Genomic DNA, 25,321 nt, shown 5'->3' with positions numbered 1-25,321 from the left:
GTCGTCAGCCCGGCGAGCGACCTCCCGCGCCGACCAGGCCCACCGACGCCCGCGCGGCGCGGGCGGGCAGGACGACCCAGGCGAGGGCGACACTCCCCACGAAAACCACGAGAAGGTACGTACCGAGTGTAGCCATCCCGATACCCGCAAAACCGACGATCGCCGCTAGGGCCAGCAGCACGGACCGGCCCTCCCAGCCCAGCGTGCCGCCATGCAGCGGCGGGGCGGACTGCCGCTTCTCCAGCCGCGCGGTCAGGTCGTAGTGGTGCAGGGTCAGCACGAAGACGTACCCGAAGATCAGCCACGGCGGCACGTCGCCGACCACCCCGACTGCGATGGCGAACAGGAACTCGCCCGCCCGCAGCGCGGCCGGCACCAGCCAGTCCAGCGGCCCGGCGTGCGTCGCGCCCGCGCCGAGGCCGGCGACCAGCAGCACCAGCAGCGCGACCGGCACCGCCCACCGCGGGACCTCCGCCCCGTCGCGGGTCAGCAGCGCCGCCACCAGCAGCGCCGCCGGGCCCAGCGCCGCGACGACCGCCAGCGCCAGCGGGCCCACCGGCCGGAGCGCCGGCAGGAGCCGGGCCAGCGGCCCGTCGTCGCGGTGCAGGGTGGCGTCGACCGTGTCCAGCACCGGCACCCGCATCCAGCGGGCCCGCAGCGTACGCAGCGCCCCGGTGTACGCGAAGGCCAGCACCCCCCAGGCCAGCACCGCGTACAGGCTGACCAGCGGGCCGAACAGCGCCACCGTGATCGCGATCAGCGCCCACCGCTCCCCGATCGGGAAGACCACCGTGCGCTTCAGCCAGTACGAGACCGAACCCGTGTCGGCCTGCACCCGGTTGGAGGCGGCGTTCAGCTTGTCGCCGATGCCACCGCCGGCGGTGCCGACCGCCTTCGGCCGGCGCGCCGCCTCGTCGTGCAGCACGCCGTACCAGGTGTCCGTCATGTGCCGGACGGTCTGGAGGGTGATCGCGGCGATCGCCAGCGCCCAGCCGTACCGGAAGCCGGCCTGGGTGGCCCCGTAGCCGAGGCCGGCGTAGACCACGTACTCCTTCGCCCGGTCGGCCATCGTGTCCAGCCAGCCGCCCCACGCGCTGAAGTGCCGGGTGTAGCGGGCGACCTGGCCGTCCACGCAGTCCAGCACGAAGCCGAGGTAGAGCAGCACCGCCCCGGCGACCAGCGCCAGCCGGCCGCCCGTACCGAAGAGCACGGCGGCGGCCACCGCGAAGGCCACCGAGATCATCGTGACGGCGGTCGGGCCGAGCCCGAGCTTCGCCGACGCCTTCGTCACGTACGGCGACCAGGTGCTGACGAAGAAGGTGGTGAAGAAGTCGTCCCGCTCCTTCACCGAGAGCTTCAGCTCGGCCCGGTCCTCGTCGACGGCGGCCACGGCCGCCTCCGCGGCGGCCAGCCCCGCCGGGTCGCCCACCCGGTGCGCCACGAGCAGGCGTACCCGCTGGGCGAAGGTCAGCACACCGAGCCCGGCGAGGCCGGCGAAGAGCCGGTCCACGGCGGGCCCGGCCGGCGGCGGCGCGGCGGCCGACGGCGCGCCGACGGGCACCACCCCGGCGGCGGCCGCGCGCGCGGCGGCGGCGAGCGACGGCAGGTCGTCGACGCCGACCCGCAGCGCGCCACCGAACACGCCGGTGGCTTCGCCGTCCAGCGCCTGCGCCGGTCCGGCCCCGACCACCTGGCCGCGCTCCTCGCGCACGGCCGTGTGGCCGTCGCCGGGCGGGTCGGTGAGCACCAGCGCGACCGTCGGCCCCACCGGGCTGGTGGCCAGGTGCCGCAGTACGGCGGTGTGCGCGACCAGGTCGGCGCCGGTGACGAGCACCGGCTGCGTGGCCGCGTCGACGAGGTCGGCCAGCTCGTCCAGGCCGGCGGCGTGGCGCACCTCGTGCGCCCCGGCGCGCCGGAGCTGGTCGGCCAGCCGGTCGGCGAGGTGCTCGCCCGAGCGGGTCGGCAGGCTCGCGGCCGGTGCGTCGGCGGCGAGCACGATCGCGAGCGTCACCGCGGAACCGCGACGTGGTACGCGTGCAGCGCCTCGGCGATCGTGCCGTCGACGCCCACCCGGCCCCCGTCGAGGTACAACCCCCGACGGCAGAACCGGGTCAGGTCCTTTTCGTTGTGTGACACCAGCACCAGAGTGCGCCCCTCCCCGAGCAGACGGTCGATCGTCGCATAACACTTCTTGCGGAACTCCTCGTCCCCGACCGCGGTCACCTCGTCCATGAGCAGGATCGGGTGCGGCAGGTGCGAGATGATGGCGAAGCCGAGCCGGACCTTCATGCCGGACGAGTAGTGCCGCACCGACGTGTCGACGGCCCGCTCCACCTGCTCGCCGGCGAACGAGACGATGTCGTCGAAGTGCCGCCGCAGGTAGCCCGACGGGAGCCCGTGCAGGCCGCCGACCAGGTAGAGGTTCTCCCGCCCGGTCAGGTCGTTGGAGAACCCGGCGGAGAGTTCCAGCAGCGGCGCGACGTCCCCGCGCACCCGGATCCGGCCCTCGTCGGGGATGAGCACGCCGGCGATCAGCCGCAGCAGGGTGCTCTTGCCCGTGCCGTTGCGGCCGACCACGCCCACGGTCTCCCCGGCCCGGACCGAGAACGACACGTCCCGCAGCGGCCAGAACCGCCCGTCGTCCGCGCCGCGCCGCCCCCGGTGGATCAACAGCTCCCGCAGCCGCAACTGCCGCCGCCGGTTGCGGACGAACCGGATGCCCAGCCCCTCCGCCTCGATGATCGGATCGGCCATCCCTACAGTTCCTTGAGCACGGCGGGTTCGAGCCGGCGGAACGACCACCAGCCGGCGGCCAGCACCAGCAGGCTGACGCCGACGGAGGTGGCGAGCAGCCGGGCGTCCGGGAACTCGTCCGGGTACCAGACCGAGTGGTGCAGCTGGAAGATGCCGACCAGCGGATTCAGCTCGAAGGCGACCTTCAGCCAGCCCGGCAGGTCGGCGTCGCGCACGAGGCTCAGCGGATAGATGATCGGGGTGGCGTAGAAGAGCACCCGGACGACCAGCCGCATGAAGCGCTCGACGTCGCGCATCAGCACGTTGACCGCCGAGAGCAGCAGCGCCAGCCCGACCAGCAGGACGGCCTGCACCGCCACCGCGAGCGGCAGGGCCAGCAGCGACCAGCCCGGCTCGACCCGGCCGGCCGCGGCGTACCCGACGGCGACGGCGAGCAGGATCGGCAGGCCGGCGGCGTACTCGGCGAAGCGGCCGGTGACCCGGCCGATCGGGAAGACCTGCCGCGGCACGTTCATCGTCGTGATCAGCCGGGCCTGGCCGGTCAGCGCGTTGGTCGCCTCGCTCAGCGCCGAACTGGTCCACATCCAGGCGAAGATCCCGGTGAGCAGGAACAGCGGGTACGAGTCGGCCGCGTCGCCGAGGTGGCGGTTGGTGTCCCGGGAGTAGAGGATCCCGAAGACGAACCAGTAGATGGCGCCCAGGCCGAGGGGCTCGATCAGCGACCAGAGATAGCCGAGCACGGACTGCTGGTACTTCACGGCGAGGTCGCGCCGGACGAGGATGCGCAGCGAGGTGCGGTGCGACCACAACGCCGCGACGCCAGAGGTCACCGCCGCCTCCCGCCTCACCGGACGGACGACAGGCTAGCAGTCGATGAACGAACGCCCCCTCAGCACTCGATCACGTTGACGGCCAGTCCGCCGCGCGCCGTCTCCTTGTACTTCACCTTCATGTCCGCGCCGGTCTCGCGCATGGTCTTGATGACCTTGTCCAGCGAGACGTGGTGCACCCCGTCGCCGCGCAGCGCCAGCCGGGCGGCCGTGATCGCCTTGATGCTAGCCACCGCGTTCCGCTCGATGCAGGGGATCTGCACCAGACCACCGACCGGGTCGCAGGTCAGACCCAGGTTGTGCTCCATGCCGATCTCGGCGGCGTTCTCCACCTGCGCGGGGGTGCCGCCCAGCGCCTCGGCCAGCCCGGCGGCGGCCATCGAGCAGGCCGAGCCCACCTCGCCCTGGCAGCCCACCTCAGCGCCGGAGATCGAGGCGTTCTCCTTGAACAGCACGCCGATCGCGCCCGCCGCCAGCAGGAACCGCACCACCCCCTCCTCGGAGGCGCCCGGCACGAACCGGGTGTAGTAGTGCAGCACCGCCGGAATGATGCCAGCCGCCCCGTTGGTCGGCGCGGTGACGACCCGGCCGCCGGCCGCGTTCTCCTCATTGACGGCGAGGGCGAAGAGGGTCACCCAGTCCATCGCCCGCAGCGGGTCGGCGGGATCGGACTCCGTCTCCAGGCTGCGGCGCAGCTCGGCCGCGCGGCGGCGGACCTTCAGCCCGCCGGGCAGCACCCCGTCGCGCGAGCAGCCCCGCTCGACGCACTCGCGCATCACCCGCCAGATCTCCAGCAGGCCGGCGCGCACCTCGCCCTCGCCGCGCCAGGAGAGCTCGTTGGCGAGCATCACCTCGCTGATCGACAGCCCCGTCGACGCGGTCACGCCGAGCAGCTGCGCGCCGGTGAGGAACGGGTGCCGTACCCGGGTGGCGTCGGGCTTGATCCGGTCCGCCCCGGCCGCCGCCTCGTCGACCACGAAACCGCCGCCGACCGAGTAGTACGTCCGTGCCCGCAGCTCCGCGCCCCGGTCGTCGTACGCGACGAAGGTCATCCCGTTGGGGTGGTACGGCAACGACCGGCGCCGGTGCAGCACCAGGTCACGGTCCGGGTCGAAGTCGATCTCGTGCGCGTCGAGCAGGCTCAGCCGGCGCTCGGCACGGATCCGGGTGATCCGCGCGTCGACGGTGTCGGTGTCGACGGTCTCCGGGGCCTCGCCGGCCAGCCCGAGCAGCACCGCCCGGTCGCTGCCGTGGCCGTGCCCGGTCGCGCCCAGCGAGCCGAAGAGCTCCGCCTGCACCCGTGCCGTGCCGGTCAGCAACCCGTCGGCCTTCAGGCCCGCGACGAAGGTACGGGCGGCCCGCATCGGCCCCACCGTGTGGGAGCTGGACGGCCCGATGCCGACACTGAAGAGGTCGAAAACGCTGATCATGGCTGCACTTCCTCGCCGTCGTACCTCGTGGGTCTCCGGCACGGTCGTGGCCGGCCCGGTCGGGGCGGCCGTCCGGCACCCGGGGGTGTGGGTGCCCGACCGGCGAGCCTACCCGCCCAGCTCAGCCCCTGCCGCCAGCCGCGACCGCTCGGCACGGCCCGGCGGGTCCCGGGGGCGTCGCGGGGCCGGTTCCCGGGTAACCACCTACGGGTACGGGCACCGTCGATCCTCCTCCGGACCGAGGGCGCGGTGGCCACCCCTTCCTACCGTTGAGGGCAGAGGCGGCGAACGCCGCAGAGTGGGAGTACGACGATGAGTCGCAAACTGGTCCGCCCCCGTCAGGGGCGCATGATCGCCGGCGTCTGTGCCGGCCTGGCCCAGCGTTTCGGCAGGTCGGCCGGCTTCATCCGGCTGCTGTTCCTGCTGTCGCTGCTGCTGCCCGGCACCCAGGTGGTCGTCTACCTGGTGCTCTGGGTCCTGATGCCGAACGAGGACCGCTACGCCGCCGCCCGCTACTGAGCCCCGCCCCCGCCCGAGGCGGGGGTGAGCACGAGGCGCCCGTCCCGTCGACCGGGGCGGGCGCCGTCGCGTCGTGGGCCCACCGTCACGGGGCGGTGTAGGTGACCGTCACCTTCTCGTAGCCGAGGGAGCGCAGCAGCCCCTCCAGCATCTTGCGGGTGTTCTCCTCGGCCCGCTGGGTCAGGCCGCTGTCGCGGGCGGCGGTGGTGATCCGCTCCTCGGCGAGCTGGTAGACCTGCTGCTGGCGGTTGGGGTCGCCCTTGACCAGCTCGCCGACCCGGTTGAGCAGCCCGCGCTCCTCGGCGAAGACGTAGCTCTTCTCCAGGTCGAGGTTGGTCTTGCCGAGCTGCGGCGCCGGCAGCCTGATCTCCACCGACTTGCCGTCGGCCGACTCGACCACCGCACCCTCGGAGATCTTGGCGAAGTCGACGTACGCCTCCACGCTGCCCGCCCCGACGAAGAGGGTGCGCTGGCTGAGCAGCCAGTCGGGCACGTTGCGCCGGTCGTTCTGGAGATCGACGACCACCTGGAAGTTGCCCTCGGCCGCGACGTAGCGGCTGAGATCCTGGATCGACTTGAGCAGCGGCGGCTGGCTGCGGTCGGTCTGTTCCTTGGCGAACGGGTTGCGGAAGTCCGGCAGCAGGCCGGTGGCCTGCACACCGAGCAGCACCACCACCGCCAGCGCCGCCGCGCCGAGCACCCAGAGCAGGCCGCGCGCGGGCCCGCCCGCCGGTGGTGGTGGCGCACCCGGATCCGGTTCGGTTGTGACAGCCGACCGCTCCTTGAGCGCCTCGCCGGTCGGATAACCGGGGAACTCCCTCGTGGGCTCGTTGATGTCACCGTCGCGGGCCATGGCCCTCACCGTCCTCGTCAGACACGTCGTCTGGAGATGACGGTACGGCTCCGGTGCGACAGCCGCTCGTCGAAGGGCGCCGGCAGACGAAACCGCCGCGTCGAATCCGCGAAATCGCAGGTCAGTACGGGTCGGACGGCCGGCGGGCCGCGCTCACTCGATCGGGCCGGAGAGGACGAGCACCCGGGCGTGGATCTGGTTGCGCTGCTGGAGCGCCGCCCGCAGGGCGCGGTGCAGCCCGTCCTCCAGGTAGAGCCCGCCGTTCCACTGCACGACGTGCGGGAAGAGGTCGCCGTAGAAGGTGGAGTCCTCGGCGAGGAGCTTGTCCAGCGCCAGCTCACGCTTGGTGGTGATCAACTGGTCCAGGCGCAGTGGCCTCGGCGGGATCTCCGCCCACTGCTTGAGCGTCAGGTTGTGCTCCGGGTAGGGACGCCCGTCCCGGACCGCTCTGAAGATCACGACGGCACGCTCCCCTCCCCCTGGCCGGGCCGACCCACGACACCGGGTCGGGTCGCGGCGCGGCACCGCGACCCGCGGCGCCGATGACCGTGCCAGCGTAGCGGGCTGCACCACACCGCGTTCTGCTCCCCGATGTCAGTTTCGCCACCCGCCATCCGGATCGCCACCGGAGGAAACACCCGACGGCCTGTCCGGCGCCGGTCAGCTCCAGCGCCCCCGCCGGACCACCTCGTCCACCGGGCGACGCCCCCGGCGCAGCGACGGTGACCGGTGGTCAGCCGCACGATAACCCACCGTGACGGCACCGACGGGCTCGTACTCCCCCGGCACCCCGAACGCCTCCCGGTAGGCGTCGAGGCGCTGCGCGGGGATGCCGAAGAAGCACGCCCCCAGCCCCTCGTCCACGGCGGTCAGCAGCATCAGCAGGGCGGCGAAGCCGGTGTCCACGTACCAGTAGGGCACCGGCCAGCGCTCGGTCGAGCGGTCCGCCCAGCCCTTGTCCGGTTCCGCGTAGCGCTCCAGGTAGGCCGACCGGTTCGCGTGCGGGACGACGATCAGCGGGGCCCGGCGCATCCCCGCCAGCCACCGCTCCCGGCCGCCGCCGCCCGGCGTGGTCGCCGCCCAGAACCGCTCCCGGTCCTCCGGCGCCTCCAGCACCAGGAAGCCCCAGCCCTGGGCGAAGCCGGCCGACGGCGCGCGGACCGCGTGGTCGAGCAGCCGCTCCACCACGTCGGGCGGGACGGGCCGGTCCGGGTCGTAGTTGCGCACCATCCGGCGTCGCCGGACCACCTCGCCGAACTCCATGCGCTCCCCGCCTCAGGCCCCGGGCCGTACGCCCCAGGCACCCCGCCAGGTCGCGCCCGGCTTCAGGGTGATCACGTCCCGGCCCGAACGGAACGCGTCCGGCGGGCAGGTCATCGGCTCCACCGCCACGGAACGGCGCCGCCGCTCGCCGGGCAGGGCGTCGCCGGTGAACACCTGCCACCAGCCGAACTCCCGGTCCGCCCAGATCCGTACGCCGGCCGTGCCGTCCGGGGCCGCCAGGCTGACCACCGAACCGCCGTCGTCGTCGCGGATCACGTCGCCGAAGCAGAGGTCGAGCCGGGCGCCGCCGATCCGGCGGGGGCTGGTCCAGTCGTACTCGGTGCCGGCGACCGGGGTGCCCCCGATCGGCAGCAGCCGCCCGTCCACCTGCAACCGCGTCCGGGCCGGCAGCCGCATCGACAGGTCGTCCACCGCCACCCCGGGCACCCGCAGGTACGGGTGCACCGCGAAGCCGAACGGCGCGGGCTCGGCACCGAGGTTCGTCGCCTCGTGCTCCGCGCGCAACCCGTCCGGGCCGACGCTCCAGCGGGTACGCAGCCGCAGCGGCCACGGGTAGCCCGGCTGCGGCGGCAGGTCGTAGCCGACGGTCACCGCGTCGGACGACTGCTCCACCAGCCGCCACGGCACCCAGTTGACCAGCCCGTGGATGGCCACGCCCCGGTCCGGCTCGCTGAGGGTGAGCTGCAACGACCGCTCACCGAAGGTGTAGCGCCCGTCGCGGATCCGGTTCGGCCAGGGGGCCAGCACCTGTCCCGCGCAGCCGGGACAGATCTCGTCGGCGGCGTACCCGTCGAGGTGGTCGGTCCCGTCGTGCCGGTATGTCCGGACCCCACCGCCCACCTCCACGATGACGGCCTCGTGGCCGGCGGCGGAAATGGTCCACTGCGCGCCCGAGGGCGGACGCTGGTCGGGGGTGTCCATGCGGGCGACCCTAACGGTTCCCGCCCCGCCGTCGCTCGCCCCGACCCGCCCCGTCACGCCTTGTCACCGCCGGAGGGGTCCGCCGCCCGGTAGCGCAGCAGCACCGGGAAAGCCACCGCGAGCAGCACCGCGAGGGCCGCCGAGAGCAGCCCGCCGCCGACCCAGGCGACGCCGCCGCCGAAACCGGCCGCCACCGCACCGGCCCGCAGGTCGCCCAGGCGCGGGCCGCCGGCGATGACCACCGTGTTGACGCCCATCAGCCGCCCGCGCATCCGGTCCGGCGCGTAGACCAGCAGCATCGACTGCCGCAGCACGGCGCTGACCAGGTCGGCCGCCCCGGCCACCGCGAGCAGCAGCACCATCAGCCAGAGCTGGCCGGCGAGGCCGGCCGCCGCGATCGCCAGCCCCCAGCCGACCACCGCCAGCACCAGCACCAGCCCCTGCCGGCGCAGCCGCCCGATCCACCCGGAGGTCAGCCCGCCGAGCATCGCGCCCGCCGCGATCGCGCTGTAGAGCCAGCCGACGGCCGCGCCGCCGCCGAACCGGGACTCGGCGATCTCGGGGAAGAGCGCCCGGGGCATGGCCAGCACCATGGCGATCAGGTCGATGACGAAGGAGAGCATCAGCACCGGGGTGGTGGCCAGGTAGCGCAGGCCGTCGACGATGCTGGCCAGCCCGGCCCGCCGTGGGGCGGCGGACGCGTCCGGGTCCGGCTCCGGCGGCATGGCCGGCAGCTTCACCGTCGCCCAGACGGCGACCGCGTAGAGCACCGCGTCGGCCGCGTAGGCGATCGGCAGGCCGAGGTCGGTGCCCCACCAGGCGAAGATCAGGCCGGCGGCCAGCGGGCCGACCACCGAGGCGGCCGTGTAGGTGGTGAAGTTCAGCGTGGTCGCCGCCGGCACCAGCTCCGCCGGCACCAGCCGGGGCAGGATCGCGTTGCGGGTGGGCGAGCTGATCGCGAAGGCGATCGACTGCACCGCCACCAGGACGAGCAGCAGCAGCGGGCTGCCGATCCCGAGCACCGCCTGCACCGCCAGGCCGAGCGTGGCGGCCCAGAGCACCGCCGCCGTCGCCAGCAGCACCTTGCGCCGGTCGTGCGCGTCGGCCACCGCGCCGCCCCAGAGCCCGAAGACCAGCAGCGGTACGAACGCCGCGATCCCGATCAGGCCGACCCAGAGCGAGCTACCGGTCAGCGCGTACATCTCCACCGGCACGGCGACGGCGGTGAGCTGGATGCCGAACATCGCGATGCCGTTGCCGAGCCACATCCGCCGGTACGCCGGCACGGCCAGCGGGCGCACGTCGATCGCGAACCGGCGCAGCCCGGTCGGCCGCGCGTCCTTGAGCTGGGTCACGGCGCCAGCCGCTCGACGGTCCACTCCCCGGGCCCGGTGAGCCGGAACCGCAGCCGGTCGTGCAGCCGGCTGACCCGGCCCTGCCAGAACTCCACCGACTCCGGCCGCACCCGCAGGCCGCCCCAGTACGGCGGGGCGGGGATCGGCTCGACCTCGGCGAACCGCTCCGCCGCCGCCCGGTACGCCTCGTCCAGCACGGTCCGCCCGGGGATCACCCGGGACTGGGTGCTGGCCCAGGCCCCGAGCTGGGAGCCGCGCGGCCGGCTGGCGAAGTACGCCTCCGTCTCCGCCCGGTCGACCCGCTCGACCCGGCCGGCCACCACCACCTGCCGGTGCAGCGGGAACCAGGGGAAGACGAGGCTCACGTGCGGGTTGACGGCCGCCTCGGCGCCCTTGCGGGACCCGTAGTTGGTGAAGAAGACGAAGCCCTCGGGGTCGTACCCCTTCAGCAGCACGGTGCGCGCGCTCGGGCGGCCCGCGGCGTCGGCGGTGCCGACCACCATCGCGTTCGGTTCGGGCAGTCCGGCGGCGACCGCGTCGGCGAACCAGCGGGCGAACTGGCCGTGCCAGTCGGCGGCCAGATCCGTCTCGGAAAGGCCCAGCTCCCGGGCGTACTCGTTACGCATACCCGCCGGCCGGACTGTGTCCCCCGTCACGTTCCCCCTCCTCGTCGTCGACCCGGCCCACCGCCTGCGGCGCTGGCCAGCCCGCACTGCACAGTGTCACCGACGCGGTCCGGGCCGCCCGGACCGGGGATGTCGTGTGCGGCACAGTCGCAGTGGGTCGCGAATCCGGTTACCCAGCAGGCAAGATGTCACGAACACATCCCTGAGGGTCGCCTAAGGCGCTCGCCCGGCTGGGCCGGGACCGGAGCCCCGGGCGGGCGCACCGAGCAGATCCAGGAGAGCGACATGGCCGATTTCAAACCCGGGCTCGAGGGCGTCGTAGCCTTCGAGACCGAGATCGCCGAACCCGACCGCGAGGGCGGCGCGCTGCGCTATCGCGGCGTCGACATCGAGGATCTGATCGGCCAGGTCTCCTTCGGCAACGTGTGGGCGCTGCTGGTCGACGGGCGGTTCGGCCCGGGGCTGCCGCCGGCGGAGCCGTTCCCGGTGCCGGTGCACTCCGGTGACATCCGGGTGGACGTGCAGTCCGCGGTCGCGATGCTGGCCCCGTACTGGGGTCTCAACCAGCTGCTCGACATCTCCGAAGAGCAGGCCCGCGAGGACCTCGCCCGGGTGTCGGTCACGGCGCTCTCCTTCGTCGCCCAGTCGGCGCGCGGCCTGGGCCTGCCGGCCGTGCCGCAGAAGGAGATCGACAAGGCGTCCACCATCGTCGAGCGCTTCATGAAGCGCTGGCGGGGCGAGCCGGACCCGCGGCACGTCAAGGCGGTCGACGCCTACTTCATCTCGGCCGCCGAGCACGGCCTGAACGCCTCCACCTTCACCGCCCGGATCGTCGCCTCCACCGGCGCGGACGCCGCGGCCTGCATCTCCTCCGGCATCGGCGCCCTCTCCGGCCCGCTGCACGGCGGCGCCCCGTCCCGCGTGCTCAGCATGCTGGAGGCGGTCGAGCGCAGCGGCGACGCCGAGGGCTACGTCAAGGGCGTCCTCGACCGGGGCGAGCGGCTGATGGGCTTCGGCCACCGCGTATACCGGGCCGAGGACCCGCGCGCCCGAGTGCTCCGCCGCACCGCCAAGGAGCTGGGCGCGCCGCGCTTCGAGATCGCCGAGGCGCTGGAGAAGGCCGCCCTGGCCGAGCTCCAGGCCCGCCGGCCGGACCGGGTGCTCGCCACCAACGTCGAGTTCTGGTCGGCCGTGGTGCTGGACTTCGCCGAGGTGCCGGCGCACATGTTCACCTCCATGTTCACCTGCGCCCGGATGGGCGGCTGGAGCGCGCACATCCTGGAGCAGAAGAAGCTCCAGCGGCTGGTCCGCCCGTCGGCCCGCTACGTCGGCCCGGGCACCCGCAAGCCGAGCGACGTCGAGGGCTGGGACGCCATCCCGCACGGCGTCTGAGATGTGAGGAAGGGCCCCCTCCCAACGCCTGGCGTACAGGAGGGGGCCCTTCCTTGCCTCCGGGTGCGGTCGGGTGCGGCGCACTGGCACGGATTGTGGTGGACGCCTCAACGTCGCTGGTGGGATCAGCGGCCGGCGGGGCCGGCGCGGGTGGGAGGATGAGGGCCGGCAGTGACGCCGGACCGGGCCCGGGTCCCGGCCACGTCGTGCGCCTGAGCGCGCGTCCGCCGTCGATCCGTGCCCGCCTGAACACCGGGCCCGCCCTCGCCCATGCGGAAGGATCTCGACAACCGTGGCTGACGCACCGACCATCCGGATTCCCGACGACCTCAAGCCCGCCGACGGGAGGTTCGGCTGCGGGCCGTCCAAGGTCCGTCCGGCGGCGGTCTCCGCCCTCGCAGAGGTGGCGACCAGCTACCTCGGCACCTCGCACCGGCAGAAGACCGTCCGCGACGAGGTGGCCCGGCTGCGCCGCGGCATCGCCGACTTCTTCTCCCTCCCCGAGGGCTACGAGGTGGTGCTGGGCAACGGCGGCACCACGGCCTTCTGGGAGGTCGCGACGTTCGGCCTGGTCCGCGACCGGGCGCAGTTCGCCAGCTTCGGCGAGTTCGGCGCCAAGTTCGCCAAGTCCGTCAAGGACGCCCCGTTCCTCGGCGAGCCCACCGTCCGCAAGTCGGAGGCCGGCACCGCGCCCACCCTGACCGCCGAGGCCGGGGTGGACGTCTACGCCACCCCGCACAACGAGACCTCGACGGGTGTCGCGGTGCCGATCAGCCGGGTGGCCGGCGCCGACCCCGGCTCGCTGCTGCTGGTCGACGCCACCTCGGGCGCCGGCGGCCTGGACGTCAACGTCGGCGAGACCGACGTCTACTACTTCGCCCCGCAGAAGTGCTTCGGCTCCGACGGCGGCCTGTGGCTGGCCCTGATGTCGCCGGCCGCGCTGGAGCGGGCCGGCGAGATCAAGGCGTCCGGCCGCTACATCCCGGCCTTCCTCGACCTGGTCACCGCGATCGACAACTCGCGGCTGGAGCAGACCTACAACACCCCGGCGCTGGCCACCATCTTCCTGGCCGCCGAGCAGACCGACTGGATGAACTCCCAGGGCGGGCTGGCCTGGGCGGCCAAGCGCACGGCCGAGAGCGCCGCGATCGTGTACGGCTGGGCGGAGCGCTCCGAGGTGGCGACGCCGTTCGTCACCGACCCGGCGCTGCGCTCCAACGTGGTCGCCACCATCGACTTCGCCGAGTCCGTCGACGCCACCGCGATCGCCAAGGCGCTGCGCGCCAACGGCATCGTGGACACGGAGCCGTACCGGAAGCTGGGCCGCAACCAGCTCCGCGTCGCGCTCTTCCCGGCCGTCGAGCCGGCCGACGTCGAGGCGCTGACCGCGTCGATCGACTACGTGGTCGAGCGACTCTGATCGCCGTCACGGTCGGTGGCCGTCGGACGCGTCGGCGGCCACCGACCGTGATCATCGTCGCAGCTCAGTCGCGACATGCGGGTGTCGCATCCCCCACCTGCGGACAGATGCGCGTACGGTGGTGCGAGGACGCCCGGGTGGCCGGCTCGTGGCGTGACGGCCAGCGAAGCGGGACGGAGGCTACGCCATGCGCCCAGTACGCTTCGTCGCCCTCTCCGAGGACGGCCAGGCCCTGGTGCTCGCCGACGAGGTCGGGCGACTGCTCGCCCTGCCCATCGACGAGCGGATCGCCGGCGCGTTGCACGCCGAGCCCGGCGCCCCGCCGCTCGCGGTGGCCCCGACGGCGACCGCCGACCCGGTGCCCTCACTCTCCCCACGGGACATCCAGGCCAAGATCCGTTCCGGCGAGTCCGCCGAGGACGTCGCCCGGATCGCCGGCGTGCCGGTCGACCGCGTGCTGCGCTACGCCGGCCCGGTGCTCCAGGAGCGGGCCATGCTCGCCCAGCACGCCCGCCGCACCCGGCTGAAGGGCGCGGAGAAGCCCACCCCGCTCGCCGAGGTGGTCAACGGCCGGCTCGCCCAGCACGGGATCGACACCGAGAAGATCTCCTGGGACGCGTGGCGCCGCGACGACGGCACCTGGCGGATCGTGGCGACCTGGCCCTCGGGCAAGGCGACCGCGCAGGCGATCTGGGATCTCGACAAGACCCGGCAGTCGGTCACCCCGCACGACGACATGGCGCAATACCTCTGCGCCGAGCGGCCCACCCCGATCCTCGGCCAGGAGCCGGCACCGGAGCGGGGCGGCCACGCGCTGCCCGGCCCGTCGCGCGGCGAGCCGAGCCGGGGCGGGCACGGTCTGCCGGCGGCGGCGGAGCACAGCCGTCCCGGCCGCGACCCGATCCGGGCCGGGCGGGACGCCCTGCTCGCCTCGCTCGACCGTCCGCTCGGCTCGACCTCGGGTCGTGGGCTCGAACCCCGCACCCCGGCCGCCCTTGCCGGGCAGGACGCGCCGCGCCAGCGGCCGGTCGGTGGCGGGGCGGCGGCACTGCTCGGCGGTGGCCAGGGTTCCGCCTTCGACGACGACTCGGACGCGCCCAAGGAGGTGCCGGCCGTGCCGTCGCTGGCGGTGCTCCGGCCCCGTCGCACGGGCGCGCCGGCGGCAGCGTCGGGCGAGTCGACCGACGCCAGCGGTAAGCCGCGCAAGCGCCTGCCGAGCTGGGACGACGTGCTCTTCGGCAGCGGCCCGGCGGCCCGCGAGTCCTCGTGACCGCCTGACTCCGGCGACCACCCGGTCGCCGGAGTCAACGCGAGGCGCTCCAACTGCCGCCGTGGCAGGGTGGCCTCATGGAGTACACGAACCTCGGCCGTACGGGCCTGTCGGTCAGCCGCCTCTGCCTCGGCACGATGAACTTCGGGCCGCAGACCACCGAGCCGGACAGCTTCGCGATCATGGACCGGGCCCTCGACCACGGCATCAACTTCTTCGACACCGCCGACGTCTACGGCTGGCAGACCGGCGAGGGGATCACCGAGCAGATCATCGGGCGCTGGTTCGCCCAGGGCGGCGGCCGGCGGGAGAAGGTCGTGCTGGCCACCAAGGTCTACGGCAAGATGGGCGAGTGGCCCAACCAGCAGGGCCTCTCCGCCCGGCACATCGTCCGGGCCTGCGAGGACTCGCTGCGCCGCCTCCAGACCGACACCATCGACCTCTACCAGATGCACCACGTCTCGCGGAGCACGCCGTGGGAGGAGATCTGGCAGGCCATGGAGACCCTGGTCGCCCAGGGCAAGGTCCTCTACGTCGGATCGTCCAACTTCGCCGGCTGGCACATCTCCGTGGCGCAGGAGGCGGCGGGTAAGCGCCACTTCCTCGGCCTGGTCTCGGAGCAGTGCATCTACAACCTCATGACCCGGTACGTCGAGCTGGAGGTGGTGCCCGCCGCGCAGCACCACGGGCTGGGCGTCATCCCGTGGTCGCCGCTGCACGGCGGGCTGCTCGCCGGAGTGCTGCGGAAGATGGCCGAGGGCGGGGCCGCGCGGGGCGCCAGCGGCCGCTCCGCCGACGCGCTCGCCGAGCACCGGCCGACCATCGAGGCGTACGAGAAACTCTGCGGCGACCTCGGTCACGACCCGGCGGACGTGGCCCTCGGCTGGCTGCTGTCCCGTCCCGGGGTGACCGCCCCGATCATCGGACCGCGCACCACCGACCAGCTCGACCGTTCCCTGGGCGCCCTGACCGTCGACCTCGACGAGGACACCCTCACCCGCCTGGACGAGCTCTTCCCGCCCGTCGGCAACGGCGGCCCCGGCCCCGAGGCCTGGGCCTGGTGACCGGGGAGCGTCAGAGGGGCCAGGCGGCCAGGCGGTCGTAGGTGGGGCGGGGGCCGGGGTGGCTGCGCACGAGGACCATCTCGCCGGCCGGCCACTCCGGGCCCTCGTAGTCGTCGAGGGTGGCGACGTCGGCGGCCACGTCGGCCGGGGGCACCCGGTCGCCGGGGCGCGCGACGGTCAGGTGCGGGCGGAACGGCTTCTCGTCGTGCGGCAGGCGGGCGTGCCGCAGCCGGGAGCGGATCAGCCGGGCCAGCACCAGCACCGGCTCCACCTCGCCCCGCAGGTCGACCCAGAGCACGGTGAACCGGCCCCGCCCGAACCGCCCGCCGCCGGCCAGCCGGAGCCGGGGCGCGGCCTGGCGGCCGTCGCGGGACCACTCGGCGGCGAGCCCGAGCGCGCTCTCCACGGCGACCAGCCGGTCCGCCTCGACGTCGCCGAGGAAGGCGAGGGTGACGTGCGCGTTGGCCGGGTCGGCGAGCCGGACGTTGGTCCCGGCGGCGGCCGCCGCGCCGATCCGCAGGCGGGCGACCTGCGCGCCGAGGTGCGCGACCGCCTCGGGCGGCGGGTAGAGCGCGACGAAGAGCCTCACGCGGGCCCCGCCCTCAGCGGTGACGCTGCCAGTGACCGGCCCGGGCGGCCGGCAGGGTCAGCCCGGCGGCGTGCAGCAGGCCCTCCACCCGGACGCGTTCCAGCTCCAGGTCGACGCCCTCCAGCTCCGTCAGGTGCTCGGCCAGCCCGAGGGCCCGGCAGGCCAGCCGGAGCCGGTCGTCGTACGCCTGGAGGACCATGGCGTGCCAGACGGGCTGGCGGCCGTCGGAACCCACCCCCTGGCTGCGCAGGCGGCGCAGGTCGGCGGCGAGTTCCTCCAGCGGGCGCCGGTCGGGCCGGTCGAAGGCGGTGAGGTCGATGTCGCGGGTCAGCGCGTCTGCCTCGACGGCCCGGTCCAGCCGGACGATGGTGCGCCGCTCCCGCCGGCGCTCACGCCACTCGGCGTACCCGCAGGCGACCCGGTCGATGATCTCGTCCGCGCAGAAGACCAGGGCGATCAGCGCCGGCAGGCTGGCCATGGCGACGATGGCCAGGATCAGCAGCAGCGCGCGTCCGAGCTCCACGTATCGACGCTAAGCCGCTTTCCCCCTTACCGCCACCGCTTTCGTGTCATCCGCGCCCTCGGTCGAGGAAGCGGTCGGCCCGCCCGGGCGACAGGCTCAGCAGTCGGCGGAGGTGACGTAGAAGCGCGGCATCGGCAGGATGCGGAAGCGCAGCCGGGCGCCGGAGCGGCGCAGCTGCCAGGTGAGCGCGACCAGGATGGTGGCCAGCGAGATCAGCCCACCGATCCAGATGCTGGCACCGGCGCCGTAGGTCTCGGCGACCCAGCCGATGAGCGGCGCACCGACCGGGTTGGTGCCGAGGAAGACCAGCACCCACAGGGCCATCACCCGGCCGCGGAAGGCGGCGTCCGTGCCGAGCTGGACCCGCTGGTTGGCCGCCTGGGCGAAGAAGACCATGAAGAACCCGGTCGGCAGCAGCAGCGTCACCACCATCCAGTACGCCGGGGCGAGCCCCACCAGCGTGCCGAAGCTGGCACAGCCGACCCCCGCGCCGAGCACCAGCCAGACCGACGGGCGGCTGCGCCGCCCGGTGCCGGCGAGCGCCCCGACCAGCGCGCCGACCGCCAGCGCGGTGCTGAACAGCCCGAACGAGGCGGCGCCGGTCTGGAACACGGTCTTGGCCAGCGCGGCGAGGGTCAGCTGGAAGTTGAACAGCGACATGCCGATCACCGACATCACCGCCATGGGCAGCAGCAGGTCGGGCCGGCGCCAGACGTAGCGCAGGCCGTCGACGACCTTGGCCGACGCCCGCTCGTCGCGCGGCGGCAGCGCTTCCCGGTGCAGCTCGGCGGGGCGCATCCGGATCACGGTGACCAGTGGGGCGATCGAGCTGAGCGCGGTGAACATGAAGACCGGCCCGACGTCGAAGGCGGCGATGGCCAGGCCGGCGACGGCCGGCCCCACGATCCGGGCGGAGTTGAACACGGCCGCGTTGAGCGAGAGCGCGTTCGGCAGCAGCGACGTACCGACCAGCTCGGAGACGAACGCCTGCCGGACGGGGGTCTCCACGGCGTTGGCGACGCCGAGCAGGGCCGCGAACGCGAAGACGTGCCAGAGCTGCACGAGGCCGGTGATCACCAGCAGGGCCATGGCGAGGGCCAGGACGGTCCAGAACGCGTTCGCGACGAAGAGCAGCATCCGCTTGTCGTAGCGGTCGGCGAGCCGCCCGGAGAGCAGGGTGAGCAGCAGCACCGGGGTGAACTGGAGCGCGGTCACCACGCCGAGCGCGGTGGCGGAGTTGTCGGAGAGCTCGAGGACCAGCCAGTCCTGGGCGATGAACATCATCCAGACGCCGATCAGCTTGATCAGTTGCCCGGATGCGAAGAGCCGGTAGTTGCGGACCTGTAGGGACTGGAACATCGTGCTCAGCTTCGCCTGCACTCTTGGTGCGCCTCCTCGCGGTCGTACGCGTCATCGACGGCGGACGGCGCGGTGGCACGACGCGCGGGTCAGGCGCGGGCGAGCTGCTGAAGGATCTCGGCGGCCTGCCGCAGGGTTTCCCGCTCGGCTTCGGTCAGGTCGGCCAGCCGGCGGGCCAGCCACTCGTCACGGACCCGCTCGAACTGGTCGAGCACCGCCCGTCCCCCCTCGGTCGCCGCCAGGATGACCTGCCGGCCGTCGGTCGGATGGGGGGTGCGCTGCACGAGGCCGCGCTCCTCCAACTTCGCGACGATCCTGGTCATCGTGGGCGGCTGCACCCGTTCCACGTCGGCCAGTTCCCGAGGCGTCAGCGCACCCGCCAGCCGGAGGCTGGTGAGCGCGGAGAGCTGGGTGACCGTGAGGTCGCCGACCGGCCGGGCCTGGCGGACCCGCCGGTTCAGCCGGGTGATCGCATCACGCAACTGAGGTGCCAGCTGCGCCGGTGGCACGCGTTTCGCCGTCACCGTCCGCTCCGTCACGATAGTTAGCCTAACTAATTAGCTTGGCGAATGACCACTGATATGACCACGCTCACGAGAAGTTTGTCCTGCTCCGGGCCGGGTACCCCGTTCGGTCACCGGCCCGGAGCAGGCCGTGTTCAGAGCACCGACTCGATCGGCCCGCGCAGGAAGTAGAGCACGAAGAGGGCGGCCACCCCGTACAGCAGCGGGTGGATCTCCCGTGCCTTGCCCCGGGCGAGCTTCACCACCACGTACGAGATCAGGCCGGCGCCGATGCCGTTGGAGATCGAGTACGTGAAGGGCATCAGCACGATCGTCAGGAACGCCGGGATCGCGATCTCGTAGTCGGACCAGTCGATCGTCCGCACCGCGGTCATCATCAGGAAGCCGACCACCACCAGCGCCGTCGACGCCGCCTCGAACGGCACCACCACGACCAGCGGCGCCAGGAACATCGCCAGCAGGAACAACCCGCCGGTGACCAGGTTGGCCACGCCCGTACGGGCGCCCTCCGCCACACCGGCGGCACTCTCGATGTACGACGTGTTGCTGGACGTGCTCGCCGCACCGCCGGCAGCCGCCGCGATCGAGTCGACCAGCAGGATCTCCTTGGCCCGCGGCGGGGTGCCCTGCTCGTCGAGCATGCTCCCCTCCTGGCCGACCGCCACCATCGTGCCCATGGTGTCGAAGAAGTCCGTGATCAGCAGGGTGAACACGAACATCAGCACGACGACCCAGCCGGCGCGGCCCCAAGAGTCGAACAGGTTGAAGTTGCCGAGCAGCGACAGGTCCGGCACGTCCACCCAGGTCTTCGGCAGCTCGGGGACGTTCAGCGCCCAGCCCTTCGGGTTGGGCTTGCCGTCGACGAAGGACGGCCCGATGTTCAACAACGCCTCGACGACGATCGCCAACGCGGTGGAGCCGAGGATGCCGATCAGGATCGCGCCCTTGACCCGCCGCACCATCAGCACGATGGTCAGCAGCAGGCCCACCACGAAGACCAGCATCGGCCAGCTGCCGAGGCTGCCGTCGATGCCCAGCCCGACGGGGACCGTGGTGTTCTCCGAGTCCGGCACCCGGCGGACGAAGCCGGCGTCGACCAGGCCGATGATGGTCAGGAAGAGGCCGATGCCGACGCCGATCGCCGTCTTCATCTGCGTCGGTACCGAGCGGAACACCGCCGTACGCAGGCCGGTCAGCACCAGCACCGCGATGATCAGGCCCTCGATCACCACGAGGCCCATCGCGTCCGCCCAGGTCATCTCCGGGGCGATCTCGTACGCGACCAGCGCGTTGACGCCGAGGCCGGCGGCGAGCGCCAGCGGGAACCGGCCGACCACGCCCATCAGGATGGTCATCAGGCCGGCGACGAGGGCGGTTGCCGCGGCGAGGGCGGCGATGGAGAGCTTCTTGCCGTCGCCGTCGACGGCACCACCAATGATGAGCGGGTTGAGCACCACGATGTACGCCATCGTGAAGAAGGTCGCCAGGCCCCCGCGTACCTCGCGGCTCATCGTCGAGCCACGGGCGGAGATCTCGAAGTACCGGTCGAAACCGTTACGGGGGTGCGCTGGGTCGGGTGGTGTGCCGTTCTCGGGCGGCGCTACTGCCATCAGGTCCTCGCAGGTGGATCTTCCGTTGTCGCGCGCATCGTCGCAGATCACCGGCCAGCAGGAAAAGTTGATCGCGTACGCTTGCCGCGTGCCGAAGGAGCAGCCCCCGCGGCCCGAGCCGCTCGACCCGCCGATGGTGCCGTTCGCCCTCGCCGGGATCGCGGCCTGGGCGCTCGCCGGGCTGGTGCTGCTGGTCTTCTTCCGCGACTGGCTGACCGCACACGATCACCAGGACTGGCTGTGGACCTGCCTGGCCGGTTTCCTGTGGGGTTTCCCCGGTCTCGCCGTGATGATGCGGCACGACGCCAACCGACGTCGCCGCCGCGCCGGCCGCTGACCTGCGACGACACCGGTCCGCCGGACCGGCGCCGTGCCAACGGCGTCAGGGGTGGCCGTACGGCTCCGCCGGCTCCGCGGCCTCGACGGAGCCCGGCGCCCGGCTGACCGCCATGGGCTCGACCGCGCTGTCGTCGTAGACCGTCGGCATCTCCTCGACCGGGGTCTCGGCGGCCTCGATCAGGGTCTCCGAGTGCGCCCCGCAGCCGTGGTCGGCGCTGACCACCCGGCCGTCGTCGGGGGCGTAGAAGTTGCCGCAGGCCCCGAAGGACTGCCGCAGGGCGCCGGCGAGCGGCAGGTAGAAGCCGCAGGTGCCGCAGCGGGCGGCGGCGGGGGCCGCGGCCGAGATCGCGGCGGACGGGCCGTGGTCGCCGTCGTACCAGCGCTGGGCGGCCTCGCTGCGCCCTTCCCGGGAGAGCACCCGGGCCCGACCGAGACCCAGCTCCCACGCGGTCTCCTCGACCGCCGGGTCGTCGGAGAGCAGGTAGCCGGGCTGGAGCCGGTCGTCGTCCGCCGGGGTGGGCAGCAGGTCGCCGGGGCCGAGGTCGCCCGGCTTGAGCCGCTCCTGCCACGGCAGCCAGCCGGGCGCGAGCATCGCGTCCGTGCCGGGGATCAGCACCGTCTCGCAGACGGTGACGTGCCGGCTGCGCGGCACGCGGGTGACGGTGACCGCCCACCGCCAGCCCCGGTAGCCGGCGAGCCGGCACTCGAAATAATGGGTGACGAGTCGATCGCCCTCCGCGACGGCCTGCAGGTGGTCGCCGATGTCCGAGGGGTCGACCTCGGTGATGGCGTCACGTGCCACCTCGACGGCGGCGGCGCAGACCTGGTCGAGACGAGCGGCACGGGCGGAGGCAGGCCTGGTCACCCAACCATTGTTCCCCATGCGTACGGCCGACCGACAGGCACCCGCCGACGACGTTCTGGGACAGTGGTGCGGCACGGACGGACCGGATGGGTGAGGATGGTGGGCATGCCGCTGTTCTCCCGCTCCGGGCGGTCCGTACTCGGGCGGACCGTCGGCACCGGCATCAAGGCCGTCCGCCTGCTGTTCCGTGGCTCGGTCAGCAGTGGTCGCTGGATGACCCGGCGGGCGGGCCGGGCCCGCACCCGGGGCGCCGGGGGCGAGGTCGGCATGGTCCGCCTCTTCGACCTGCACGCCGTCTCCTGCGCCGGGGACACGCTGATCGCCATCGGCCTCGCCGGGACGATCTTCTTCAACGTCCCGCTCGGCGAGGCGCGCAGCAAGGTCGCCCTCTACCTGCTGGTGACCATGGTGCCGTTCGCCATGCTCGCCCCGGTGGTGGGCCCGCTGCTCGACCACTTCCGCCACGGCCGCCGGTACGCGCTGGCCGCCACCATGCTCGGCCGCGCCTTCCTGGCCTGGCTGATCTCCGACTACATCCACGGTTTCGGCCTCTACCCGGCGGCCTTCGGCGTGCTGGCGCTCTCCCGCGCGTACGGGGTGGCCCGCTCGGCGGCCGTCCCACGGCTGCTGCCGGAGGGGCTGGGGCTCTCCCAGGTGGGCGCCCGGGCCAGCGTCTACGGCACGGTGGCCGGCGCCCTGGTCGCTCCGATCGGGCTGGCCGCCTTCTGGTTCGGGCCGCAGTGGCCGCTCCGGGTCGCCTCGATCATCTTCCTGGTCGGTATGGTGATCTCCCTGCGCCTGCCGCCGAAGGCCGACTCCGAGCCACCGGAGCGGGTGCCCCGGCCGCTGCGTGCGCTCTGGCGGCGCACCGGCGACCGCCCGCTGGGCCGGGGACGGCCGGCCGGCCGGCTCGTGATCGCCACCCTGATCGGTGCCGCAACGCTGCGCGGGCTGTACGGGTTCCTGCTGCTCTTCCTGGCCTTCGCGATCAAGGCCGGCGACCTGACCACCGTCGTCTTCGGCCGGGACCTGGGCGACGAGGGAGCGCTGGGCCTCGTCGGCGCCGCGCTGGCCGTGGGCACCTTCCTCGCCACCGCGATCGGCACCCGGCTGCGCATCCACCGACCCGTCGCGATCCAGTCCAGCGGCATGATCATCGTGGGTGGGGTGGCGGTCCTCGCCGCGTTGAAGTTCTCGCTGCCGATGGTCGCCCTGCTCTGCCTGGTGGCCGCGCTGATGAGCGGCATCGCCAAGCTCACCGTGGACGCCTCGATCCAGGAGCGCATCCCGGAGCGGCTGCGGGCCAGCTCCTTCGCCCACTCCGAGACCGTGCTGATGCTCGCGTTCGTCGCCGGGGGCGGGCTGGGGCTCGTACCCTTCGACGGCCGGATCGGGATCGCGGTCGCCGCCGGGGCCGGAACGCTGGCCGCCGTCCGAGGCGTGGTGGTGGCAAGCCGCCTGCGCGCCGAGCGGCTGGCCGGTCGTCCACTCGCCGACGACGAACTGTCCGACGAGACCGACGAACCCGGCAGCGACACCGGCACCGGCAGAGGTAACGGGGAAGACCCGGCCGGCACGGACGCCGGCGCACGCGCCGAGGCAGGGGGCGGCCCCGACACGGGGGTGGCACCGGTCTCGCCCGCTCCGGCCCAGGGCGGCTCGCCGCTGGACGACCCGGCCCTGGCCCCGCCGGGGTACCACATCTACCGGCCGTCGTCGGCCGTCGGCGGGCCGGGCGGGGCGGACGACGAGACCCGGCGGGAGCCGCAGGGGCCCCTGCCGTGACGGGCCTGCTGGTGGTCACGGCGGTGCCCGCCGAGGCCGAGGCGGTCCGCGCGGGCCTGACGGATGCGTCGACGACGGTGCTGCCCGTGGGCGTCGGCCCCGCCGTCGCCGCCGCCACCACCGCCCGGCTGCTGGTGCTCGCCGAGGCGGCCGGGCGCCCGTACCGCGGTGTGGTCAGCGCGGGCGTGGCGGGCGGCTTCGCCGGCCGGGCGGACGTCGGCGCGACGGTGCTGGGCGCCATGTCCGTCGCCGCCGACCTGGGCGCCGAGTCGCCGGCGGGCTTCCTCCCGGTGGACGAGCTGGGCATGCCCCCGGAGTGGCTCGGTGGCGGCATCGCGCTCGCCGCCGATCCCGGCCTGCTGGCCGCCCTGCGGGCCGCGCTGCCGACGGCGACGGTGGGCGCGGTGCTCACCGTCAGCACGGTGACCGGCAGCGCCACCAGCACCGACGCCCTGCGCCGGCGTCACCCCGACGCGGTCGCCGAGGCCATGGAGGGGTACGGCGTGGCCGTCGCCGCCGCGCAGGCCGGCGTCCCCTTCGCCGAGCTGCGTACCGTCTCCAACCCGATCGGCCCCCGCGACCGCGACGCCTGGCGCATGCGCGAGGCGCTCGCCGCCCTCACCACCGCCGCCACGGCCCTGAGCTGAGCCCGCCCACCTGCCCTCGCGCTGGCCCGCCCTGCCCCTGCCCCTGCCCCTGCCCTGCCCTGCCCTGCCCTGCGATCATCCTCCGGACGTCGGTCGCCGGTCGAACCGCAGAGCCGTCGGTCGCCCCGCCTCCACCTGGTAGCCGCAGGCGATCAGGAAGCCGGCCCCACCGATGTCGGCGACGACGCGCACCGTTTGGATACCGGCCCCGTCCATTCCCTCGCCGAGGAGCTGAAGCAGCCGGCGGCCGATGCCCAGGAAGCGCAACTGGGGCACGACGAGGACTCCGTCCAGCACCATCTCCCGCCGGTCGCCCATATCCTCACCGAGCAGCAGGTCCTCGCTGCGTTCGTGTGCCCGGAGTTCGCCGACCAGTTCGCCGCCCGGCAGTTGGGCCACGAACCGCCAGCACCCGTCCGGCACCCCCTCCGTCACACGACGGAAACTGACGACGGCGCGGGCCCGTTCCCGTACCCGTCGCGCGTCGCGTCGCCCACGGTGGAGGTCGTACGTCCTCTCCGGCACCCGCGCCGGCCACTGCTCCGGCGGAACGTACCAGTGCCCCCACCACGCACCCGGCCAGTCCTTCAGCGTCCGGACCTCCCGGACGTCGAGGTGCGCGGGATAGCGGCGGCCTCCCTCGTCGCGTCGTCCGTCGTGCGGTACGAACGGCAACACGGTGACGGCCCCCAGTTCGCCGTCCCCCGGTTCGCCGTCCGTGCTCCGTTGGTCAGCGGTCCGGACGCCCACCGCCAGCTCTCCGCCAGCAGCCCGCACCAACCGCTCCACCGTCCGCAGCTTCGGATCGGCTGCCGGATCGGCCTCGATCCGCGCCAGCGTGCTCTTGGGTACGCCCGACCGACGCGCCAACTCCCGCTGGCTCAGGTCTGCCTGGCGCCGGAGAGCACGCAGCGCCGCCCCCACCTCGATCGGTCCGGTCGGCTCCGCCACATGTCGATCGTTGCGACGCCACAAGCGCCCGTCAACAAGCGCGACACACCTGTGGACAATCCTGTGGACAACTGGCTTGGCGCTTTACGGCCGAGTGTTCTTCGGCACGCTGTCGAGCTGCCCCGTTCGTGAGACCACTGGCCTACGGAGATGCCGGCACCGTTGAGCGGCCGGGTATCCAGGAATGGCCGTCTGCACTGGTCCCCGGCGTGCGATGTGCGTGCACTCGGGCATCAGCCGGGTCATCCGGCAGCAGGGATGCGACGGCGGCGACCGAGCGGTACTCGGCGCCCGCCGCACCGGACCGACCGGCCTCAGGCCGCTTCCGCGCTGGTGCGGGCGGCACTCGCCGGATCGCAACTTGCCCAGCTGCCGCATCGCGGCTTGCCCTATCTGCCGAATCGCGGCTTG

24 protein-coding genes and 1 pseudogene are annotated in these 25,321 nt (G+C 73.5%); 8 read left to right on the top strand and 17 right to left on the bottom strand.

Annotated elements, in window-relative coordinates:
* Positions 1-4: 4 nt before the first annotated feature.
* Genes OG989_RS09845 through OG989_RS09830 form a run of 4 tightly spaced genes read right to left on the bottom strand, consistent with a single transcriptional unit; the run spans position 5 to position 5,014 of the window.
* Positions 5-2,011, bottom strand: a complete 2,007-nt coding sequence (locus OG989_RS09845; protein ID WP_442791922.1) for a DUF5941 domain-containing protein — start codon at positions 2,009-2,011, stop codon at positions 5-7.
* On the bottom strand, positions 2,008-2,754 hold the full coding sequence (locus OG989_RS09840) for an ABC transporter ATP-binding protein (protein ID WP_151454135.1): 747 nt from the start codon (positions 2,752-2,754) through the stop codon (positions 2,008-2,010). The genes OG989_RS09845 and OG989_RS09840 overlap by 4 nt, the downstream gene beginning before the upstream one ends.
* Before the next feature lie 2 nt (positions 2,755-2,756).
* Positions 2,757-3,584 carry an ABC transporter permease gene (locus tag OG989_RS09835; RefSeq protein ID WP_327030328.1) on the bottom strand — a complete coding sequence of 276 codons (828 nt, stop codon included), beginning with the start codon at positions 3,582-3,584 and terminating at the stop codon, positions 2,757-2,759.
* 59 nt (positions 3,585-3,643) lie between these two features.
* On the bottom strand, positions 3,644-5,014 hold the full coding sequence (locus OG989_RS09830) for an L-serine ammonia-lyase (protein ID WP_327030327.1): 1,371 nt from the start codon (positions 5,012-5,014) through the stop codon (positions 3,644-3,646).
* A 312-nt stretch (positions 5,015-5,326) separates the two neighbouring features.
* Here OG989_RS09830 and OG989_RS09825 point away from each other — a divergent pair, with 312 nt between their 5' ends.
* Complete coding sequence (locus tag OG989_RS09825; RefSeq protein ID WP_121396981.1) at positions 5,327-5,533, top strand: PspC domain-containing protein; 207 nt, start codon at positions 5,327-5,329, stop codon at positions 5,531-5,533.
* Between the two features lie 85 nt (positions 5,534-5,618).
* Here OG989_RS09825 and OG989_RS09820 read toward each other — a convergent pair whose 3' ends face one another.
* The 6 genes from OG989_RS09820 to pdxH form a co-directional block, all read right to left on the bottom strand.
* On the bottom strand, positions 5,619-6,386 hold the full coding sequence (locus OG989_RS09820; RefSeq protein WP_151454138.1) for a DUF4230 domain-containing protein: 768 nt from the start codon (positions 6,384-6,386) through the stop codon (positions 5,619-5,621).
* 153 nt (positions 6,387-6,539) lie between these two features.
* Positions 6,540-6,845, bottom strand: coding sequence for a type II toxin-antitoxin system VapB family antitoxin (locus OG989_RS09815; RefSeq protein ID WP_089002310.1), 306 nt, complete (start codon positions 6,843-6,845; stop codon positions 6,540-6,542).
* Positions 6,846-7,046: 201 nt separating this feature from the next.
* Positions 7,047-7,649 (bottom strand): nitroreductase family protein, encoded by a 603-nt coding sequence (locus tag OG989_RS09810; protein ID WP_151454139.1) that lies wholly within the window; start codon positions 7,647-7,649, stop codon positions 7,047-7,049.
* 12 nt (positions 7,650-7,661) lie between these two features.
* Positions 7,662-8,591, bottom strand: a complete 930-nt coding sequence (locus tag OG989_RS09805; protein ID WP_327030326.1) for an aldose 1-epimerase family protein — start codon at positions 8,589-8,591, stop codon at positions 7,662-7,664.
* A 53-nt stretch (positions 8,592-8,644) separates the two neighbouring features.
* On the bottom strand, positions 8,645-9,946 hold the full coding sequence (locus OG989_RS09800) for an MFS transporter (protein ID WP_151454141.1): 1,302 nt from the start codon (positions 9,944-9,946) through the stop codon (positions 8,645-8,647).
* Entirely contained in the window at positions 9,943-10,572 is a 630-nt protein-coding gene (gene pdxH, locus OG989_RS09795) for a pyridoxamine 5'-phosphate oxidase (protein ID WP_327031140.1), read from the bottom strand. The genes OG989_RS09800 and pdxH overlap by 4 nt, the downstream gene beginning before the upstream one ends.
* A gap of 285 nt (positions 10,573-10,857) precedes the next feature.
* Between pdxH and OG989_RS09790 the strand changes: the two genes are divergently transcribed.
* The 4 genes from OG989_RS09790 to OG989_RS09775 all read left to right on the top strand — a co-directional run bounded on the left by OG989_RS09790 (position 10,858) and on the right by OG989_RS09775 (position 15,718).
* On the top strand, positions 10,858-11,964 hold the full coding sequence (locus OG989_RS09790; RefSeq protein WP_151454142.1) for a citrate synthase 2: 1,107 nt from the start codon (positions 10,858-10,860) through the stop codon (positions 11,962-11,964).
* Between the two features lie 292 nt (positions 11,965-12,256).
* Positions 12,257-13,384: a phosphoserine transaminase gene (gene serC / locus OG989_RS09785; RefSeq protein WP_151454143.1), complete on the top strand. Its 1,128-nt coding sequence runs from the start codon at positions 12,257-12,259 to the stop codon at positions 13,382-13,384.
* A gap of 187 nt (positions 13,385-13,571) precedes the next feature.
* Positions 13,572-14,654, top strand: a complete 1,083-nt coding sequence (gene sepH / locus OG989_RS09780; RefSeq protein ID WP_151454144.1) for a septation protein SepH — start codon at positions 13,572-13,574, stop codon at positions 14,652-14,654.
* Positions 14,655-14,731: 77 nt separating this feature from the next.
* The gene (locus OG989_RS09775) at positions 14,732-15,718 is read left to right on the top strand and encodes an aldo/keto reductase (RefSeq protein ID WP_151454145.1); all 987 of its coding nucleotides are present in this window, start codon (positions 14,732-14,734) and stop codon (positions 15,716-15,718) included.
* A 10-nt stretch (positions 15,719-15,728) separates the two neighbouring features.
* Here the strand turns inward: OG989_RS09775 and thpR are convergent, their stop codons facing one another.
* From thpR to OG989_RS09750, 5 genes are all read right to left on the bottom strand, one after another.
* Entirely contained in the window at positions 15,729-16,307 is a 579-nt protein-coding gene (gene thpR / locus OG989_RS09770) for an RNA 2',3'-cyclic phosphodiesterase (protein WP_327030325.1), read from the bottom strand.
* A gap of 13 nt (positions 16,308-16,320) precedes the next feature.
* Positions 16,321-16,830 carry a hypothetical protein gene (locus tag OG989_RS09765; protein ID WP_151454147.1) on the bottom strand — a complete coding sequence of 170 codons (510 nt, stop codon included), beginning with the start codon at positions 16,828-16,830 and terminating at the stop codon, positions 16,321-16,323.
* Positions 16,831-16,926: 96 nt separating this feature from the next.
* Complete coding sequence (locus OG989_RS09760) at positions 16,927-18,210, bottom strand: MFS transporter (protein WP_151454148.1); 1,284 nt, start codon at positions 18,208-18,210, stop codon at positions 16,927-16,929.
* Between the two features lie 68 nt (positions 18,211-18,278).
* Complete coding sequence (locus OG989_RS09755; protein ID WP_192581363.1) at positions 18,279-18,728, bottom strand: MarR family winged helix-turn-helix transcriptional regulator; 450 nt, start codon at positions 18,726-18,728, stop codon at positions 18,279-18,281.
* Between the two features lie 119 nt (positions 18,729-18,847).
* A complete protein-coding gene (locus tag OG989_RS09750; RefSeq protein WP_151454149.1) occupies positions 18,848-20,323 on the bottom strand; it encodes an NCS2 family permease in 1,476 nt (491 codons plus the stop codon).
* An 88-nt stretch (positions 20,324-20,411) separates the two neighbouring features.
* Between OG989_RS09750 and OG989_RS09745 the strand changes: the two genes are divergently transcribed.
* Entirely contained in the window at positions 20,412-20,660 is a 249-nt protein-coding gene (locus OG989_RS09745) for a DUF2530 domain-containing protein (RefSeq protein ID WP_151454150.1), read from the top strand.
* Positions 20,661-20,705: 45 nt separating this feature from the next.
* On the opposite strand, the gene OG989_RS09740 is transcribed toward OG989_RS09745, so the two are convergent.
* On the bottom strand, positions 20,706-21,545 hold the full coding sequence (locus OG989_RS09740) for a DUF3027 domain-containing protein (protein ID WP_151454151.1): 840 nt from the start codon (positions 21,543-21,545) through the stop codon (positions 20,706-20,708).
* 87 nt (positions 21,546-21,632) lie between these two features.
* Here OG989_RS09740 and OG989_RS09735 point away from each other — a divergent pair.
* Positions 21,633-23,037: pseudogene (locus OG989_RS09735) on the top strand (MFS transporter); the annotation flags it as partial.
* 271 nt (positions 23,038-23,308) lie between these two features.
* Positions 23,309-23,959 (top strand): futalosine hydrolase, encoded by a 651-nt coding sequence (locus tag OG989_RS09730; RefSeq protein WP_327030323.1) that lies wholly within the window; start codon positions 23,309-23,311, stop codon positions 23,957-23,959.
* A 75-nt stretch (positions 23,960-24,034) separates the two neighbouring features.
* On the opposite strand, the gene OG989_RS09725 is transcribed toward OG989_RS09730, so the two are convergent.
* The gene (locus tag OG989_RS09725) at positions 24,035-24,910 is read right to left on the bottom strand and encodes a helix-turn-helix domain-containing protein (protein ID WP_327030322.1); all 876 of its coding nucleotides are present in this window, start codon (positions 24,908-24,910) and stop codon (positions 24,035-24,037) included.
* Positions 24,911-25,321: the final 411 nt, after the last annotated feature.

Source organism: Micromonospora sp. NBC_01740 (assembly GCF_035920365.1).
GTDB lineage: Bacteria > Actinomycetota > Actinomycetes > Mycobacteriales > Micromonosporaceae > Micromonospora > Micromonospora reichwaldensis.
The sequence above is the reverse complement of the archived record's forward strand: the minus strand, read 5'-3'. Positions and strand labels throughout refer to the sequence as shown.

What these genes read in the sequence shown, in the direction of transcription:
- pdxH (WP_327031140.1), bottom strand. Translation starts at nt 10,572, where the DNA reads ATGCGTAACGAGTACGCCCGGGAGCTGGGCCTTTCCGAGACGGATCTG.
- OG989_RS09750 (WP_151454149.1), bottom strand. Translation starts at nt 20,323, where the DNA reads ATGGCAGTAGCGCCGCCCGAGAACGGCACACCACCCGACCCAGCGCAC.
- OG989_RS09825 (WP_121396981.1), top strand. Translation starts at nt 5,327, where the DNA reads ATGAGTCGCAAACTGGTCCGCCCCCGTCAGGGGCGCATGATCGCCGGC.
- OG989_RS09820 (WP_151454138.1), bottom strand. Translation starts at nt 6,386, where the DNA reads ATGGCCCGCGACGGTGACATCAACGAGCCCACGAGGGAGTTCCCCGGT.
- OG989_RS09840 (WP_151454135.1), bottom strand. Translation starts at nt 2,754, where the DNA reads ATGGCCGATCCGATCATCGAGGCGGAGGGGCTGGGCATCCGGTTCGTC.
- sepH (WP_151454144.1), top strand. Translation starts at nt 13,572, where the DNA reads ATGCGCCCAGTACGCTTCGTCGCCCTCTCCGAGGACGGCCAGGCCCTG.
- OG989_RS09830 (WP_327030327.1), bottom strand. Translation starts at nt 5,014, where the DNA reads ATGATCAGCGTTTTCGACCTCTTCAGTGTCGGCATCGGGCCGTCCAGC.
- OG989_RS09740 (WP_151454151.1), bottom strand. Translation starts at nt 21,545, where the DNA reads ATGGGGAACAATGGTTGGGTGACCAGGCCTGCCTCCGCCCGTGCCGCT.
- OG989_RS09790 (WP_151454142.1), top strand. Translation starts at nt 10,858, where the DNA reads ATGGCCGATTTCAAACCCGGGCTCGAGGGCGTCGTAGCCTTCGAGACC.
- OG989_RS09805 (WP_327030326.1), bottom strand. Translation starts at nt 8,591, where the DNA reads ATGGACACCCCCGACCAGCGTCCGCCCTCGGGCGCGCAGTGGACCATT.
- OG989_RS09810 (WP_151454139.1), bottom strand. Translation starts at nt 7,649, where the DNA reads ATGGAGTTCGGCGAGGTGGTCCGGCGACGCCGGATGGTGCGCAACTAC.
- OG989_RS09775 (WP_151454145.1), top strand. Translation starts at nt 14,732, where the DNA reads ATGGAGTACACGAACCTCGGCCGTACGGGCCTGTCGGTCAGCCGCCTC.